Consider the following 14,815-nt stretch of genomic DNA (forward strand, 5'->3'; position numbering starts at 1 on the left):
TAGCATTTGGTTATTTGACGAAAAGGTGGGGAACCCCATGAAATCCATATGGGTGATTAACGGACCGAACTTGAACTTGCTAGGCATCCGTGAGCCGGGGATCTATGGTTCGCTTAGCCTGCAGGCTATTGAAGATCGTTTACGCAAGGTGGCAGACAATGCCGGAATTGAAATTACCTTCTTTCAATCGAATCATGAGGGTGCCATTATTGATCGGATTCACGAGGCCATGGGACAGGCAGAGGGGATTTTATTAAATCCTGGTGCACTAACTCATTACAGCTATGCGGTTCGCGATGCGATAAGCTCTGTGAAAGTTCCTACTGTTGAAGTGCATCTTTCTAACATTCATGCTAGAGAAGCTTTCCGTCATACCTCGGTCATTGCGCCGGTGTGTGTGGGTCAGATCTCTGGGTTTAGTGCTACCAGTTATGAGCTAGGTATACATGCACTTTTGGATGTATTGGAGCAGCCGAATTCGTAAAGTAATGTTTTGTTTTGAACGGGAGAGGAGACTGAAGTAAATGGCTAACAAACGGGTTGAACAATTGCGTGTAAAGTTACAGGAACAAGGACTGTCGGCAATGCTAGTAGCAAGTCCGATCAACCGACGCTATTTGACCGGCTTTACTGGGTCAGCTGGGTATGTACTTATTACTCGCGATCAATCTTACCTCCTGACTGATTTTCGTTACATGACGCAGGCTCCGGAGCAAGCGATTGGTTTCCAAGTCGTTGAGCATGGACCTAAATTGATGGACACGGTAAAAGAACTACTAGCATCTGAGGGAATTACGTCCCTTGGATTTGAGCAAGAGCATGTTACATATGCGGTGTTTACCAGCTATACGGAACAGCTTAAGCCGGTAAGTCTAGTGCCGGTTTCAGGTCTTGTAGAACAACTTCGTATATTTAAGGATCATGAGGAACTGCAAGTGATGCAGCGTGCTGCTGACCTCGCAGATGCAACCTTCAGTCATCTCTTAAATATTGTGGGTACAGGTAAGACCGAACGGGAAATCGATCTTCAGATGGAAATGTTCATGCGCAGTCACGGTGCGACCTCGTCTTCGTTTGATACGATTGTTGCATCAGGTGAGCGTTCAGCCTTGCCTCATGGTGTAGCTAGTGAACGAGTCATCCAAGGCAATGAATTTATCACATTTGATTTCGGTGCTCTTCTGGACGGATATTGCTCGGATCTAACAAGAACCATTGCGATCGGTACACCTGATCCGAAATTAAAGGAAATCTATGATATTGTTCTTGAAGCTCAACTGCATGCGCTCGATCATATCAAACCTGGTATGACTGGACGCGAAGCTGATGCGTTGTGCCGCGATATTATAACAAAGTATGGATACGGCGAGTACTTTGGCCACAGCACAGGTCACGGTCTTGGTATGGAGGTTCATGAATCTCCTAGATTATCCAAGGCTAGCGACGATGTGCTTAAGCCTGGTATGGTTGTTACAGTTGAGCCAGGTATTTATTTGCCAGGGCTTGGCGGAGTTCGCATTGAGGATGATATTGTGATTACCGAAACGGGTATTCATATTTTGACAAGCTCAAGCAAAAAGTACACCGTTCTTTAGAAACAAAACAACTTGTAAAGACATCAATGAACTTATTTTAGGAGGGAATCGAATGATTTCAGTCAACGATTTTAAAACAGGATTAACCGTAGAAGTGGATGGAGATATTTTTACCGTTTTGGATTTCCAGCACGTTAAACCAGGTAAGGGTGCTGCGTTTGTTCGTTCCAAATTGAAGAACCTTCGTAACGGTAATACCGTAGAGAAAACATTCCGTGCTGGTGAAACGATTGGTCGTGCACAGATTGAGAACCGTGGAGTTCAATATCTGTATGCTAGTGGTCAAGAGCATGTATTCATGGATAACGAAACTTATGATCAGTTCAGCTTGACTAGCGAGCAGCTGGAGTGGGAACTGAACTTCTTGAAAGAGAACATGAACGTTAACATCATCAGCTATCAAGGGGAGATCCTTGGGATCAACCTGCCTAACAGCGTTGAATTGAAAGTTGTAGAAACAGAGCCAGGCGTTAAAGGAAATACGGCTCAAGGTGCTACAAAAACAGCTAAAGTTGAAACTGGACTGAACGTACAAGTTCCTCTGTTTATTAATGAAGAGGATGTTCTTCTGGTCGATACTCGTGAAGGTAAATATATTTCCCGCGCGTAGTCTGCATAGGAAATGCTAAGGAACTGCCTCAACAGATGGAATTAACTGTTGAGGCAGTTTTTTTTGTGGACTTTTTTTCCAATATAGTTATAAAAATAGTTATAATGCATGATATCTATATGTTTTTTGTCGAATTTTCAGATGTTATCTGAAAATTCTTGACGCAACCAAGCATTTTCGTATTATACTGTTTTAAAGCGAGAAACCAAAAGATACATAATTGAATAACTAGTGGGGAGTGAAGGAAGCGTTGTCACTGTATGTCATGAAATTCGGAGGCAGTTCTGTAGGGGATACGGAACGGATGCAGCGCGTCGCCCGAAGAATCGTTGAGAAGCAAGATGAAGGTCACCAATGTGTAGTTGTTGTATCGGCAATGGGAGATACAACGGATGATTTAATCGACCAATCTAAAGTATTGAATCCAAATCCTCCGGCTCGTGAGATGGATATGTTAATGACAACAGGTGAACAGATTTCGATGTCCCTGCTGTCAATGGCTATTCATGGCTTAGGACGTGAGGCGGTATCATATACGGGTTGGCAGGCTGGTTTCCGTACGGAGCCGGTGCATGGCAAGGCTAGAATTACGGATATCTCTCCCATTCGTGTGAACAGAGCGCTGGATGAGGGGAAGATTGTCATCGTTGCAGGCTTCCAAGGGATGTCAGACGACGGCGAGATCACAACACTCGGTCGTGGCGGCTCCGATACAACAGCTGTTGCACTCGCGGCAGCTATTAATGCAGACGTATGTGAAATCTATACGGATGTGGATGGTATCTATTCGACAGATCCACGTGTAGTGAAATGTGCGCGTAAGCTGAAAGAGATTTCCTATGATGAAATGCTGGAGCTTGCGAATCTTGGTGCTGCTGTTTTGCATCCTCGTGCTGTAGAGTATGCGAAGCATAACCAAGTTAAGCTTGTTGTCAGATCCAGCTTTAATTATAACGAAGGTACGGTTGTTAAGGAGGAAGCAAGCATGGAACAAGGTGTAGTTGTAAGTGGTATTGCTTACGATAAGAACGTTGCGAGAATCAGTATTTTGGGAGTAGGCGATTATCCGGGTGTCTTGGCTAAGATGTTCGGCGAACTAGCTAAAGAAGGCATTGATGTAGATATTATCGTTCAAAGTGGTGTAATGAATGGTGAGGCTGATTTCTCCTTTACCGTGTCTCTCAGCGATCGTGAGCGTGCACTTTCTGTCATTCATGGTATTCGTAACGATCTTCCTTTCCGTGATGTGACATCAGAGGATAACTTGGTGAAAGTATCCATCGTTGGTGCTGGTATGGTCAGCCACCCTGGTGTAGCTGCACAAATGTTTGAAGTGATCTCGAAAGAAGATGTCAGCATCAAGATGGTTAGTACATCTGAAATTAAAGTGTCTTGTGTCATTGAAGGGTCCAACCTACAAAAAGTTGTTCAAGCTCTTCACACGGCTTACGGTCTGGATACAGATCAACAGGCAATGGTTGGTGGACCACAAGATCGTAGATAAACAACATAAACTATCGTTAAATCCTGGTCTTTCATAGGCCAGGATTTTTTGCGTTCTTTTTCTATGAGAATTAAAAAAAGTAGAGATAAATCAAGAGAGGGATGCATATTTTATCACATCACGTAAAAAAGGAGGTTTCAGCATGTTGGACAAGTTTGTAGCTGGGATGGCGTCACTTCGGATCTTCTCTGGTAGTTTAGAGATCATAGCTGCGCTAATCATGCTCAGACTCAACCAAGTCGACAAGGCGCTTGCGGTTAATTCAGCACTGGCTTTTACAGGTCCTCTTATTCTGATTTTAACAACAACAATCGGTCTTGTAGGCATGGCTGATAAGTTGTCTTGGGGAAAGATAGGCTGGGTATTGTGCGGTGTCGCATTTCTTTTATACGGGATATTAAAAAAATGATAGATTCGCTGCATAAATTCGGAGTACAAGCATACATATGTGAATAAGAAGTACTTCAAGAAAAGGACAGCTTGGGGGAAATTGAAATGATAATGAATTGGTTGGAGCTGTTTCCCGAAAACGTAAAACGGCTTCTGCTACATCTGCCGAAAGGTGTTCTTGAAAGGTTGGAAGAAGTTCGGATTCGTGAGGACCGTCCGCTAGAAATAAATGCAGGAGGCAAATTTCACTTCGTGAGTCCTGACGGAGAGCTGACTCAAAGGCCTCAAGAAGCGTACAAGCCGAGCCGGGAAGATGGTCACAGACTGCTGGATCTGATAAGTAATCACTCTCTCTACACGATGGAAGAAGAACTCAGAAAAGGATTCATCACAATACCTGGGGGACATCGGATCGGTCTGACTGGACGAACCGTGCTTAGTGGTGGAAGAGTTGAACACATCCGGGATATCAGCGGGTTTAATGTCAGAATTGCTAAAGAGATAAGAGGAGCAGCAGACGAGATATTACCATACCTGCTTGATATCAAGCGGAAAAGATTGTTCCACACACTCATCATGTCACCACCTCAACATGGAAAGACAACTCTTGTTCGTGACTTGGCTAGGCAGGTTAGCTCAGGCTTATGGGGAAGATCGAACGTTCACTGGCCAGGGCTAAAGGTTGGGATTGTTGATGAGCGTTCTGAAATTGCTGGCTGCAAGCGCGGTGTACCTGGGTTTGATGTCGGTCCGAGAACGGATGTGCTAGACGGTTGTCCGAAAGCAGAAGGCATGATGATGATGCTGCGTTCGATGTCTCCAGATGTATTAATTGTGGACGAGATTGGCCGACCAGAGGATGCAGAAGCTGTCATAGAGGCACTTCATGCTGGAATCAGTGTCATTGCAACAGCACATGGTTCCTCTCTCCAGGATATGAGGGGACGGCCTGCACTGGCTGCTCTAGTAGATAACCAGATGTTTGAAATGTATGCCGTGCTAACACGTTCTGGGGATGAGAGATCATTCAGACTTCACGATAGTGGACAGCGTACACTGCAGACAACAAGGGGTAGTCGATTGGATGGTGATGCATTTGCTTAAATTGATCGGGGCGGCGATTGTGCTAGTCGCTGGAACATTAGCAGGATTCTTTCAAGCCCAGCAGTTTGCGGCAAGGCCCAGACAGATTCGTGAACTCATCTTAGCTCTACAAAGGTTAGAGACAGAGATAAGCTACGGATTTACTCCTTTACCCGAGGCTCTTCAGAGAATTGGTAACGGTCTGCGTGAGCCACTAAAATCATTATTTACAGCTGCAGCGAGGTATATGAGTCCTGAATATGGTCTATCTGCTCAAGATAGCATACGAAGAGCATTAGATGCTTATTGGAGACGAACTAGCATGAAATCCGCCGAACGGGATGCGTTGGAGCAGCTAAGTGGTGTACTTGGCACCAGCGACCGGCAGGATCAAATGAAGCATATTGCACTCACTGCTAGCCAGCTCAAACATGAGGAAGCTGCGGCTAGAGAGGACCAAGCGAAGTATGAAAAAATGAGCAAAAGCTTGGGACTGCTTGTTGGAGCGTTGATCGTCATTTTGATCTTTTAGCGAGGTGCCAAGGAATGAATATAGAAGTGAATGCCATTTTCCAGATTGCAGGCATCGGCATCATCATTGCGATGATCCATACTGTGCTGAAACAAATGGGAAAAGAGGATATGGCTCACTGGGTTACGCTCATCGGGTTTGTTGTAGTCCTGTTTATGGTTGTGCGGCTGCTGGATGATTTACTCCAGGAAATAAAAACGATATTCCTCTTTCAGTAGGTGGACAATGGAAATCATCCAAGTCGTAGGTTTTGGCTTATTAGCCACCATACTCATACTGGTTGTCAAGGAACAGAAACCACTTTTCGCCTTTCTCATCGCAGTAGCAGCAAGTGTAATGATCTTTTTGTTCCTTGTTGGGAAGATTGGGAATGTCATTCAGATGCTGGAGAACCTTGCAGAGAGCTCCGGTGTGCAGATGATTTACCTGAAAACGGTACTGAAAATAATAGGGATAGCTTACATTGCCGAAATGGGGGCACAGGTCGTAAGAGATGCTGGACAAGAATCCATTGCCTCCAAAATTGAAATGGCGGGAAAAGTACTGATTCTTGTTCTCGCTGTGCCGATCATCAGCATCATTATCGAAACGGTTTTGAAGCTCCTGCCGGCTTGAGAAAGCGGGGGATGACATGAATGAGCGACTGCATAATTGCAGGAGGCCCCTAATCAGAATGCTGCTGGCCCTGTTTGTACTTATGATAACTGGTTTAGGCTGCTGTACGGTCAGTGCAGACTCACCTGCTGATCAATTTATTGAAGAGCAGACGAAAGAGCTTCCCACAAGTCAGGTTGAGCAGTATTGGGATCAGTTGATGAAGGACTACGGAGGTTTTTTTCCAGAAGGTAGGACCCCTGCACTGATGGATATGCTGCTTCCAGGGGGCGATGGATTAGGATTAAAGAACGTTCTGTCCGCGATTGGTAAGTTTATGTGGCATGAGGTGCTCTACAACGGCAAGCTGCTAGCTACAATTGTGATGCTAAGTATCATGAGTCTCATCTTAGAAAATTTACAGACAGCCTTCGAAAAAAGCACGATTAGTCAAGTGGCTTACACGATCTGCTACATGGTCGTTCTTGTTATAGCAGTCAACAGCTTTAACATTGCGATCGGATATGCAAGAGAAGCAATCGACAGGATGATCGATTTTATGATGGCGATGTTGCCATTGTTGTTCGCGCTGCTCGCCTCTATGGGGAATATGGTTACTGTTTCAGTAACCCACCCTCTTATCATATTTATGGTTCATACCGTAGGGACGTTAATCAGTACAATCGTGTTCCCTTTGTTATTCTTCTCGGCATTGCTTCACTTAGTAAGTTCACTGTCCGAGAAGTACAAGCTGACACAACTTGGGAATCTGCTGAGGGGCATCGGAATGGGAGTGCTTGGGGTTCTGCTAACCGTATTTCTTGGTGTCATTTCTGTACAAGGTATTACGAGTTCAGTAACAGATGGTGTGACGATTCGGACAGCCAAGTATGTAACGGGGAATTTTGTGCCGGTTGTAGGTAAAATGTTCGCAGATGCGACAGACACCGTTATCTCCGCATCACTGCTTGTGAAGAATTCGATTGGACTTGCCGGTGTCATTATCATTTTATTCCTTTGTGCCTTTCCAGCCATTAAAATACTCACCTTGGCGCTCATTTACAACGTTGCTGGAGCGGTCATGCAGCCACTAGGAGACTCTCCAATTGTCACTTGCTTGCAAACGATTGGTAAGACGATGCTATTCGTATTTGCAGCTTTGGCAGCGGTCAGCATGATGTTCTTTCTAGCCATTACAATCATATTAACTGCTGCGAATGTCACCGTCATGATGAGGTAGCGATGACTTTAAAGGAGGAGATCGTAAGTGGAGTGGCTTGGCGAATGGTTAAAAAGTGTGATTATGATCGTCATGTTCGCTGCCTTCGTCGATCTCATCCTTCCAGGAAAGTCAATGCAGCGCTATGCAAGATTAGTGCTGAGCATGCTGATCCTCCTGGCCCTGCTTCGTCCGGTCATCAATTTGCTGACCGTTTCTCCTGAGAAGCAGCTTGCACAAGAGTTTGAGCGACTGGATAAAGGGAGCGATCTTCCTAAAGAAGCGGAGCTTGAGTATATTTTAGCCGAGGCCGAGAAGCTCAAGAACGTACAACAGAGTCAAAGTCTACAATGGGCTGGAGAAGAGGTTGCTAGGCAGATGAAGGATCAAATAGCTGCAGAGACGAAAGAGCAGGTTGGTGAGGTGAAGGTCGTTCTAGCCGCACCTAGTGAAGCTACGGGCAGTGCAGTGATCACATCTGTTCTAGTGAGTCTTAGAGAACCAGAAGACCCGAGTATTAATGCAGATACGACAACAACAACAAGAGACGAATCTAAAGGTGTAAAGCCGATTGATGATGTTCGGGTAACTGTGGAGATGAACTCGAGTAGTTCCAAGAACGACAAAGCCAGGACGGAAGATTCCATAGAAGCAAACAAAGTCATGGAAGCGAGAGCGGGTCCAGTAAGGGATCTTTTAAGCAGTCGTTGGAATTTGAATCCTGATCAAATAGAGGTACAAACTTTAGGGAGTGACCCAAATACCAAATTATAACGGGGGTGATGAGGTTGGGGAAGTGGCTGAAGAAGGTTGAGCATTGGCTTGGTGGGGGTGCTGGCGGAATCAAGAAAATGCAAACATTCCGTTGGTTAATTATTTTAGGATTGGTTGGCGTTGCCATCATGCTGTTTAACTCCTTCGTTCACGTAAAGAAGCTCGATAATGAGAACATTGGCCGTGAACCGCCAGATACAGCAATGACAACGTCTGTCCAGTCACCTGCTGGAGACGGAGTCAGTGAGTTTGGGACGATCGAGCAGGAATTCGAAGAAAGAACCAAATCCATGCTTGAACAGATTGTTGGGGTTGGCGATGTGCATGTCATGGTTACAGTGGAATCGACAGAAGAGATTGTGGTGCAGCGCGATGTGAAAGACACCCAGGAACTTACGGAGGAAAACGATGCTAATGGCGGAAAGCGACATGTAACAAGCTACACTCGAGACGGAAGGATCGTTACTTATGATTCTGCAGGGGATCAGACACCTATCGTTACGAAAAAAGTAAAACCGCAAGTACGCGGTGTGATGGTAGTCGCCAAAGGGGCAGAGAATGAGACAGTTCGCAATCTAATTATTGACGCTGTCCAAAGAGGTCTCAACGTTCCAAGCTACAAGATATCCGTTGTTCCTAGGAAGCAGGAATAGAATATCAATAGCGAGCCGATCGTTATTCATGCGTTTATTTAAAGGAGGAAGTATTCTAAATGAATAACAAAAGACAAACAATTTGGTTAGTTTCGATGTTAAGCCTGATGGTCATCCTCTCCGCGTATTACCTGTTTACTGACGACTCTGGTAAAGCGACGCCACCTGTTGCGGATAGTACACAAGCGAGCAACCAGAAGTCAGGAACAACTACAAGTACAATGGATGAATTGGTATTGAATGAAGTTACACCTGAGGGCATGGTGGGAGATTCCGGCGCAAGTGAAGTAACAGATAGTGTGGCAAATGATGAAGGCAAGAAGGATTCAAGTGAAGGCAAGCAAGATCAAACAACGAATGAAAAAGAAAACGGAAAAACGACAGAACCAAAAGAATCAAAAGAACCTAAAGGTGATGCAAAAGCAGGTGAATCAACAGGTACTGAGGATACAGCTAAGACTGAAGAAGATATCCTTGGGGAAGTAGCTGCACAAGCGAATTCAGCAGGTAGCAAGATTGAAGCTTATCAGCTCGATCGTGCGAATAAAAATATGAAGTTGTATGATGAGTTGATGACAAAGCTTGGAAATCAAGAGAACACTGCAGAAGAGACAGCTCAAGTGACAGAACAATTGAAAACTTTGGAAGAAAGAGAGCAAATCCTTCTAAGTCTTGAAGAAGAGCTGCAACAACAATACGAAAAAGCAGTGGTAAAAGAAGAAAATAATAGATATAACGTTGTTGTTCTAGGTGATCAATTAGATGCCAAAGGAGCAGCTGTCATCGTAAATAAAGTGATGAGCGAACTGAAGGTTAGCCAAGATAAAGTAAGTGTACAAATCGTTAAACAATAACATTTGAGAACGAGTATAGAGGATACTGTCTCCCTTCAGCCTACAATATGAATGAGTCCGGGGAAACTCTGGACTCTTTCCATTTCTTTGGATTGTGATATAATACTCTAAGCTATTGACTGACTGTCCGAAGTAGGGCTTCTAAGAAAGTGAAGGAGTGAGAGTCTAACATGTTTAAATTAAGCGAGATTAAGGAACTGATTAAGCTAGTGGATCAAACCACTGTACAAGAATTAGAAATTGAAAGTGAAGGTACACGTTTATCCATTAAGAAACCTGGTACACCAGAGGTGGTTAGCTTCCAGCAAGCTCCACAAGCGGTTATACCTGCACCTCAGGTTCAATATCAGGCTGCCCAGCCGATTGCTACAGGAAATCAGCCAGAGACGGCTAGCAATGCTGCACCAGCTGCGGATGCATCAAGTTCACTACATAAAATTGTATCTCCCATGGTAGGAACTTTTTATCGTTCTCCATCTCCTGAAGCTGCTTCATTTGTAAGCTCCGGTGATAAAGTGGATGAGAAAACAACGGTTTGCATTATCGAAGCTATGAAGCTTATGAATGAGCTTGAAGCGGAGATCAAGGGAGAAATCGTAGAAGTACTAGCCCAAAATGGGCAATTAGTCGAATTCGGACAGCCTCTTTTCTTGGTGAGACCGGATTGATTTCCATACTCGCAGAGAATCAGAGCTAACTTGAGTCCGAAGGAGGTTACTTGCATGACATTTCAAAAAGTGCTAATCGCGAACCGTGGAGAAATCGCTGTTCGTATAATCAGAGCTTGCCATGAGCTTGGCATATCTACGGTAGCAGTTTATTCGGAGCCAGACCGTGAATCTCTTCATGTTCGCCTTGCGGATGAAGCTTATTGCATTGGTCCAACTCTATCGAAAGACAGCTACTTGAACTTTACTAATATTATGAGTGTTGCAACCTTAACTGAATGTGATGCAATTCACCCAGGATACGGATTTCTCGCAGAAAATGCAGATTTCGCTGAAATTTGTGAATCATGCAACATTACTTTTATCGGACCTTCTGCAGATGCGATTACACGTATGGGAGACAAAGCCGTAGCTAAGCAGACGATGAAAGACGCAGGAGTTCCGGTTATTCCGGGATCTGACGGACTTGTTGAGGATTTGAATGACGCGATTATCGTTGCCCAAGAAATAGGATATCCAATCATTATCAAAGCTACCGCAGGTGGTGGAGGTAAGGGGATACGGATCGCTGAAGATGAGGAATCACTCGTTAAACAGATTACAGCTGCCCAGCAGGAAGCACAGAAGTCTTTCGGTAATGCAGGAGTATATCTGGAGAAATTTTTAACTGGCATGAAGCATGTTGAAATTCAGATCATTGCTGACAAGCACGGGAATGCTGTTCATTTGGGCGAACGTGATTGTTCAGTACAGCGTCGTCGTCAGAAACTTGTTGAGGAAGCACCATGTCCGGTGTTGACTGAAGAAGTACGTGAGCGCATGGGAGCGGCGGCTGTTCGCGCAGCTGAAGCGGTTAATTATTCCGGCGCGGGTACGCTTGAATTTTTGCTAGGACCCGATGGACAGTTCTACTTCATGGAGATGAACACTCGGATTCAAGTTGAGCACCCAGTAACTGAAATGGTTACCGGTGTTGATCTCATTAAAGAAATGATATCGGTAGCGGAAGGTCATCCGTTGTCCTTTACACAAGAAGAAGTCGTTATTAACGGCTGGTCGATCGAATGTCGTATTAATGCCGAGAATCCAGATAAGGGCTTTATGCCTGCACCGGGAACGATTCAATTTTATCTGCCTCCAGGTGGTCCGGGTGTTCGTGTTGATAGTGCGGCTTATCCGGGATATACAATTTCTCCGTATTATGATTCCATGATCGCGAAGCTAATCGTGTGGGCTCCAACTCGTGAAGAAGCGATTTCCAAAATGAAACGTGCCCTAATGGAATTTGATATTGAGGGAATTTATACAACGATACCTTTCCATCAGAAGCTAATGAATCATCCTACTTTTTTGAAGGGTGACTTCGACATTAAGTTTCTAGAAGAAAATGAGATTTAATATGTTTTTTATCGTTTGTCATTAGCATGGGCAGATGATATAGTAAGTTTAATAATAAGAAGCGCATGCCTTGTATCGTCCTATGCATCCGCAAACTTATTTTGAAAGGTGTGTTGAGACATGGTAGATTCTTTACCGACAGAATTTGATCGTACGGATATTGGTCAGATTCAAATCGCTCCGGAAGTTATTGAAGTTATTGCAGGGCTTGCGACGGTTGAAGTGCGGGGCGTTGCTGGAATGAGCGGTGGATTTGCTGGCGGGATCGTTGAATTATTAGGACGTAAGAACTTGTCCAAAGGCGTTACCGTTGAGGTAGGTCAGCGCGAAGCGGCTGTAGATGTATCCGTTATTGTGGAATACGGCCACCGTCTTCCTGAAGTAGCTGGTGAAATTCAGCGTAACGTGAAACGCTCAATTGAGAATATGACAGGACTTACGGTTGTGGAAGTCAACGTACATATTCATGACGTTCATTTCGTAAAGGCTGCCGAGAAGAACGAAGAGATTGATATGATTCAGCGAGTGAAATAAAGCTATACCTTAGCCCCCGACAGATATGTCGAGGGTTTAATCTAATTTTAAGGAGGCTGTGCTGTTCGTGGCTAAAATAGTGGACAGACTTTTGCTGTTTATTTACAGCTTAAGTATCGGCGTGATTTCTGTAGTTGCCATCCTCCTCTTGAGCGGCGCTATACCTTATGAATTAACGTTTGCCCAAGAGCAGCGTTTCTTCTTAATAGCTATTATTGTGGCTGCTGTCCTGTTTCTGATCAGTATTCGTTTCTTCTATATCTCCATTCGCCGTGACCGCACGGTTACGAATTCGATCGATCAGCGAACTGAATTCGGAGATATCCAAATTTCGGTAGAGACAATAGAGAATCTGTGTCTTAAGGCTGCCTCAAGAGTACGTGGGGTTAAGGATCTAAAATCTCGTATCAAGGTATCCCAATCGGGATTAGAGATTGCTATTCGTGCTGTGGTAGATGGTGAGGAATCTATTCCGACCTTGACTACAGACGTCCAGAAGCAGGTACATGACTTCGTTGAGGATACGACAGGAATTCCTGTTTCAAGTGTATCCGTATATATTGCTAACGTGGTACAGGCACCGAGCTTCAAGAGCAGAGTGGAATAGAGGTGAGTTTCCCAAAATGCCATGGAAACAAGTGTGGGAGAGTCACGGCGGACGTATATTTGGTGTTATAAGCGGCATTATATGCGGTGTGATTTATTTATTATCAGGTTTTTGGGATATGCTGTTCTTTGCATTAGTGGTATTTATCGGTTATACCTTCGGTAAACGAAGGGACTTACAGCAGGGCTCCCTGTTTCATTGGCAGGAGTGGGGGCGCTGGCTGTTTGAGCGTTGGCGGCCGTTTAAATGAACCCTGTGATATGCTTTCTCCGGAAAAATGCCGAGACATGCTGTATCTCGCCCGTTTTTGCGGAGAGAGCCGCTCACAGGTTTTTTTTTGCCGTAAATTATTACTCTTTGATCATACTAAACACAAAATGGATTTCAGACAGGATCCACAGGAGGAACATAATGAAAAGACGTGTATTAAGAGAAATTGCAGTTCAATGTTTGTACCAAATGGAGATGAACGAGGTGGACAGCGCAGAAGCTGTATCTATGCTTCTCTCTGAAGCTGCAGAGGAGAACGAAACCGAACGAGAGATTGGTGACGAAGCGAAAGTTAAAGAAATCGTACTTGAGCTTGTTAATGGTTCCTGGGCGGCTAAAGAAGACATTGATGCGGTGTTAACACATTATTTGAAAGGCTGGCAGGTTAGTCGTTTGTCTCGTGTAGACCGTCAAATCCTGCGTCTCGCTGCTTATGAGTTGGCGTTCCGTGAAGATGTGCCAGGAAAGGTAGCTGTTAACGAGGCGATTGAACTTGCTAAACATTTTGGTACAGATGAATCCGGTAAATTCGTTAATGGTGTTCTTGGACGCATGCTTCAGGAAGTGGACGATGTGAAAGCTAAGCTTAAGAAAGCTTAGAGGAGATGTCTTAATTCTTATGGATTCAATTCAAGTGTAACCATTACTTTCGGTTTAAGGGAGAGGTTGAAATGACAGCAGAAATCATCAGCGGCAAAATGGTATCAGAAGAAATTCGGGGAACGATTTCACAAGAAGTTCAAGAGCTTTTGAGCAAAGGGGTTCGTCCAGGTTTAGCGGTGGTATTAGTCGGTGAAGATCCTGCTTCTCATGTTTATGTGCGTAACAAGGAGAAGGCATGTCATGATCTCGGTTTTTACTCGGAAGTACATCGTTTGCATGAAACTGCAAGCCAAGAGGAAATTTTGATTCTCGTGGACAAGCTTAACGCTCAAGATAATATTCATGGGATTCTCGTTCAGCTGCCACTACCTAAACATATTGATGAAAAAGCAGTAATAAATGCGATAGCAGTTGAAAAAGATGTGGATGGTTTTCATCCGATTAATGTAGGTAACCTTGTAATTGGTGATGACAGTCTACTTCCATGTACTCCTGCCGGTGTTATTGAACTTATCAAACGAACAGGTATAGAGATGTCTGGGAAACATGCAGTTGTGATCGGACGCTCCAATATTGTAGGTAAGCCGGTATCACTGCTCCTTCAAAGAGAGAATGCCACGGTAACGATGTGTCATTCCCGGACGTCCAACATGGATGAGATTGCTCGTATGGCTGATATTCTAGTCGTTGCAATCGGCAGAGCCAAGATGATTGATGCAAGTTATGTTAAACCTGGAGCTGTTGTGATTGATGTCGGTATGAATCGTCTAGAAAACGGTAAGCTTGCTGGAGATGTGGATTACGACAGTGCGAGGGAAGTAGCGGGCTATATTACGCCAGTTCCAGGCGGTGTAGGGCCGATGACAATTACGATGCTGATGCAGAACACGCTGCTGGCTGCGAAGCGTCTGAATGGACTCGTCTAAG

General features: G+C 44.5%; 20 protein-coding genes. All 20 read left to right on the top strand.

The annotated features are described in order from the left end of the window. Positions 1 to 37 precede the first annotated feature (37 nt). The 20 genes from aroQ (at position 38) to folD (ending at position 14,814) form a co-directional block, all read left to right on the top strand. Positions 38 to 484, top strand: coding sequence for a type II 3-dehydroquinate dehydratase (gene aroQ, locus ACK8P5_RS09495; protein ID WP_422660697.1), 447 nt, complete (start codon positions 38 to 40; stop codon positions 482 to 484). Between the two features lie 40 nt (positions 485 to 524). Further along, entirely contained in the window at positions 525 to 1,595 is a 1,071-nt protein-coding gene (locus tag ACK8P5_RS09500; protein WP_422660698.1) for a M24 family metallopeptidase, read from the top strand. 52 nt (positions 1,596 to 1,647) lie between these two features. Continuing rightward, a complete protein-coding gene (efp, locus tag ACK8P5_RS09505) occupies positions 1,648 to 2,205 on the top strand; it encodes an elongation factor P (RefSeq protein WP_422660699.1) in 558 nt (185 codons plus the stop codon). Positions 2,206 to 2,455: 250 nt separating this feature from the next. After that, positions 2,456 to 3,709 carry an aspartate kinase gene (locus ACK8P5_RS09510; protein ID WP_422661425.1) on the top strand — a complete coding sequence of 418 codons (1,254 nt, stop codon included), beginning with the start codon at positions 2,456 to 2,458 and terminating at the stop codon, positions 3,707 to 3,709. A 142-nt stretch (positions 3,710 to 3,851) separates the two neighbouring features. Beyond that, positions 3,852 to 4,118: a YqhV family protein gene (locus ACK8P5_RS09515; protein WP_422660700.1), complete on the top strand. Its 267-nt coding sequence runs from the start codon at positions 3,852 to 3,854 to the stop codon at positions 4,116 to 4,118. 86 nt (positions 4,119 to 4,204) lie between these two features. Next, on the top strand, positions 4,205 to 5,203 hold the full coding sequence (gene spoIIIAA / locus ACK8P5_RS09520) for a stage III sporulation protein AA (protein WP_422660701.1): 999 nt from the start codon (positions 4,205 to 4,207) through the stop codon (positions 5,201 to 5,203). Further along, the gene (gene spoIIIAB, locus ACK8P5_RS09525) at positions 5,196 to 5,714 is read left to right on the top strand and encodes a stage III sporulation protein SpoIIIAB (RefSeq protein WP_422661426.1); all 519 of its coding nucleotides are present in this window, start codon (positions 5,196 to 5,198) and stop codon (positions 5,712 to 5,714) included. The genes spoIIIAA and spoIIIAB overlap by 8 nt, the downstream gene beginning before the upstream one ends. A gap of 14 nt (positions 5,715 to 5,728) precedes the next feature. Further along, entirely contained in the window at positions 5,729 to 5,932 is a 204-nt protein-coding gene (spoIIIAC, locus tag ACK8P5_RS09530; RefSeq protein WP_046680216.1) for a stage III sporulation protein AC, read from the top strand. Positions 5,933 to 5,939: 7 nt separating this feature from the next. Further along, positions 5,940 to 6,329, top strand: coding sequence for a stage III sporulation protein AD (spoIIIAD, locus tag ACK8P5_RS09535; protein ID WP_422660702.1), 390 nt, complete (start codon positions 5,940 to 5,942; stop codon positions 6,327 to 6,329). A gap of 58 nt (positions 6,330 to 6,387) precedes the next feature. Beyond that, complete coding sequence (spoIIIAE, locus tag ACK8P5_RS09540) at positions 6,388 to 7,548, top strand: stage III sporulation protein AE (RefSeq protein ID WP_422660703.1); 1,161 nt, start codon at positions 6,388 to 6,390, stop codon at positions 7,546 to 7,548. Between the two features lie 27 nt (positions 7,549 to 7,575). Continuing rightward, the gene (gene spoIIIAF / locus ACK8P5_RS09545) at positions 7,576 to 8,301 is read left to right on the top strand and encodes a stage III sporulation protein AF (RefSeq protein WP_422660704.1); all 726 of its coding nucleotides are present in this window, start codon (positions 7,576 to 7,578) and stop codon (positions 8,299 to 8,301) included. A gap of 14 nt (positions 8,302 to 8,315) precedes the next feature. Further along, positions 8,316 to 8,954 (top strand): stage III sporulation protein AG, encoded by a 639-nt coding sequence (spoIIIAG, locus tag ACK8P5_RS09550; protein WP_422660705.1) that lies wholly within the window; start codon positions 8,316 to 8,318, stop codon positions 8,952 to 8,954. Positions 8,955 to 9,013: 59 nt separating this feature from the next. Further along, positions 9,014 to 9,808: a SpoIIIAH-like family protein gene (locus ACK8P5_RS09555; RefSeq protein WP_422660706.1), complete on the top strand. Its 795-nt coding sequence runs from the start codon at positions 9,014 to 9,016 to the stop codon at positions 9,806 to 9,808. Between the two features lie 170 nt (positions 9,809 to 9,978). Next, positions 9,979 to 10,476: an acetyl-CoA carboxylase biotin carboxyl carrier protein gene (gene accB, locus ACK8P5_RS09560; RefSeq protein ID WP_422660707.1), complete on the top strand. Its 498-nt coding sequence runs from the start codon at positions 9,979 to 9,981 to the stop codon at positions 10,474 to 10,476. 54 nt (positions 10,477 to 10,530) lie between these two features. Beyond that, positions 10,531 to 11,874, top strand: coding sequence for an acetyl-CoA carboxylase biotin carboxylase subunit (accC, locus tag ACK8P5_RS09565; RefSeq protein WP_422660708.1), 1,344 nt, complete (start codon positions 10,531 to 10,533; stop codon positions 11,872 to 11,874). Between the two features lie 120 nt (positions 11,875 to 11,994). Beyond that, a complete protein-coding gene (locus tag ACK8P5_RS09570) occupies positions 11,995 to 12,408 on the top strand; it encodes an Asp23/Gls24 family envelope stress response protein (protein WP_422660709.1) in 414 nt (137 codons plus the stop codon). A 67-nt stretch (positions 12,409 to 12,475) separates the two neighbouring features. Beyond that, positions 12,476 to 13,015 (top strand): alkaline shock response membrane anchor protein AmaP, encoded by a 540-nt coding sequence (gene amaP / locus ACK8P5_RS09575; RefSeq protein WP_422660710.1) that lies wholly within the window; start codon positions 12,476 to 12,478, stop codon positions 13,013 to 13,015. A gap of 16 nt (positions 13,016 to 13,031) precedes the next feature. Beyond that, on the top strand, positions 13,032 to 13,265 hold the full coding sequence (locus tag ACK8P5_RS09580; RefSeq protein ID WP_422660711.1) for a DUF2273 domain-containing protein: 234 nt from the start codon (positions 13,032 to 13,034) through the stop codon (positions 13,263 to 13,265). Positions 13,266 to 13,426: 161 nt separating this feature from the next. Beyond that, the gene (nusB, locus tag ACK8P5_RS09585; protein ID WP_422660712.1) at positions 13,427 to 13,885 is read left to right on the top strand and encodes a transcription antitermination factor NusB; all 459 of its coding nucleotides are present in this window, start codon (positions 13,427 to 13,429) and stop codon (positions 13,883 to 13,885) included. Between the two features lie 71 nt (positions 13,886 to 13,956). Then, positions 13,957 to 14,814: a bifunctional methylenetetrahydrofolate dehydrogenase/methenyltetrahydrofolate cyclohydrolase FolD gene (gene folD / locus ACK8P5_RS09590; RefSeq protein WP_422660713.1), complete on the top strand. Its 858-nt coding sequence runs from the start codon at positions 13,957 to 13,959 to the stop codon at positions 14,812 to 14,814. The last annotated feature ends 1 nt before the right edge of the window (position 14,815 follow it).

Source organism: Paenibacillus sp. EC2-1 (genome assembly GCF_049311625.1).
In the GTDB taxonomy this organism is placed as follows: domain Bacteria; phylum Bacillota; class Bacilli; order Paenibacillales; family Paenibacillaceae; genus Paenibacillus_AQ.

Bases quoted from the DNA above. Each gene is read 5' to 3' on its own strand.
- ACK8P5_RS09570 (WP_422660709.1), top strand. From the start codon at position 11,995: ATGGTAGATTCTTTACCGACAGAATTTGATCGTACGGATATTGGTCAG.
- ACK8P5_RS09515 (WP_422660700.1), top strand. From the start codon at position 3,852: ATGTTGGACAAGTTTGTAGCTGGGATGGCGTCACTTCGGATCTTCTCT.
- ACK8P5_RS09555 (WP_422660706.1), top strand. From the start codon at position 9,014: ATGAATAACAAAAGACAAACAATTTGGTTAGTTTCGATGTTAAGCCTG.
- spoIIIAE (WP_422660703.1), top strand. From the start codon at position 6,388: ATGCTGCTGGCCCTGTTTGTACTTATGATAACTGGTTTAGGCTGCTGT.
- spoIIIAD (WP_422660702.1), top strand. From the start codon at position 5,940: ATGGAAATCATCCAAGTCGTAGGTTTTGGCTTATTAGCCACCATACTC.
- efp (WP_422660699.1), top strand. From the start codon at position 1,648: ATGATTTCAGTCAACGATTTTAAAACAGGATTAACCGTAGAAGTGGAT.
- accB (WP_422660707.1), top strand. From the start codon at position 9,979: ATGTTTAAATTAAGCGAGATTAAGGAACTGATTAAGCTAGTGGATCAA.
- aroQ (WP_422660697.1), top strand. From the start codon at position 38: ATGAAATCCATATGGGTGATTAACGGACCGAACTTGAACTTGCTAGGC.
- folD (WP_422660713.1), top strand. From the start codon at position 13,957: ATGACAGCAGAAATCATCAGCGGCAAAATGGTATCAGAAGAAATTCGG.
- spoIIIAC (WP_046680216.1), top strand. From the start codon at position 5,729: ATGAATATAGAAGTGAATGCCATTTTCCAGATTGCAGGCATCGGCATC.
- ACK8P5_RS09500 (WP_422660698.1), top strand. From the start codon at position 525: ATGGCTAACAAACGGGTTGAACAATTGCGTGTAAAGTTACAGGAACAA.
- nusB (WP_422660712.1), top strand. From the start codon at position 13,427: ATGAAAAGACGTGTATTAAGAGAAATTGCAGTTCAATGTTTGTACCAA.
- spoIIIAA (WP_422660701.1), top strand. From the start codon at position 4,205: ATGATAATGAATTGGTTGGAGCTGTTTCCCGAAAACGTAAAACGGCTT.
- accC (WP_422660708.1), top strand. From the start codon at position 10,531: ATGACATTTCAAAAAGTGCTAATCGCGAACCGTGGAGAAATCGCTGTT.
- ACK8P5_RS09580 (WP_422660711.1), top strand. From the start codon at position 13,032: ATGCCATGGAAACAAGTGTGGGAGAGTCACGGCGGACGTATATTTGGT.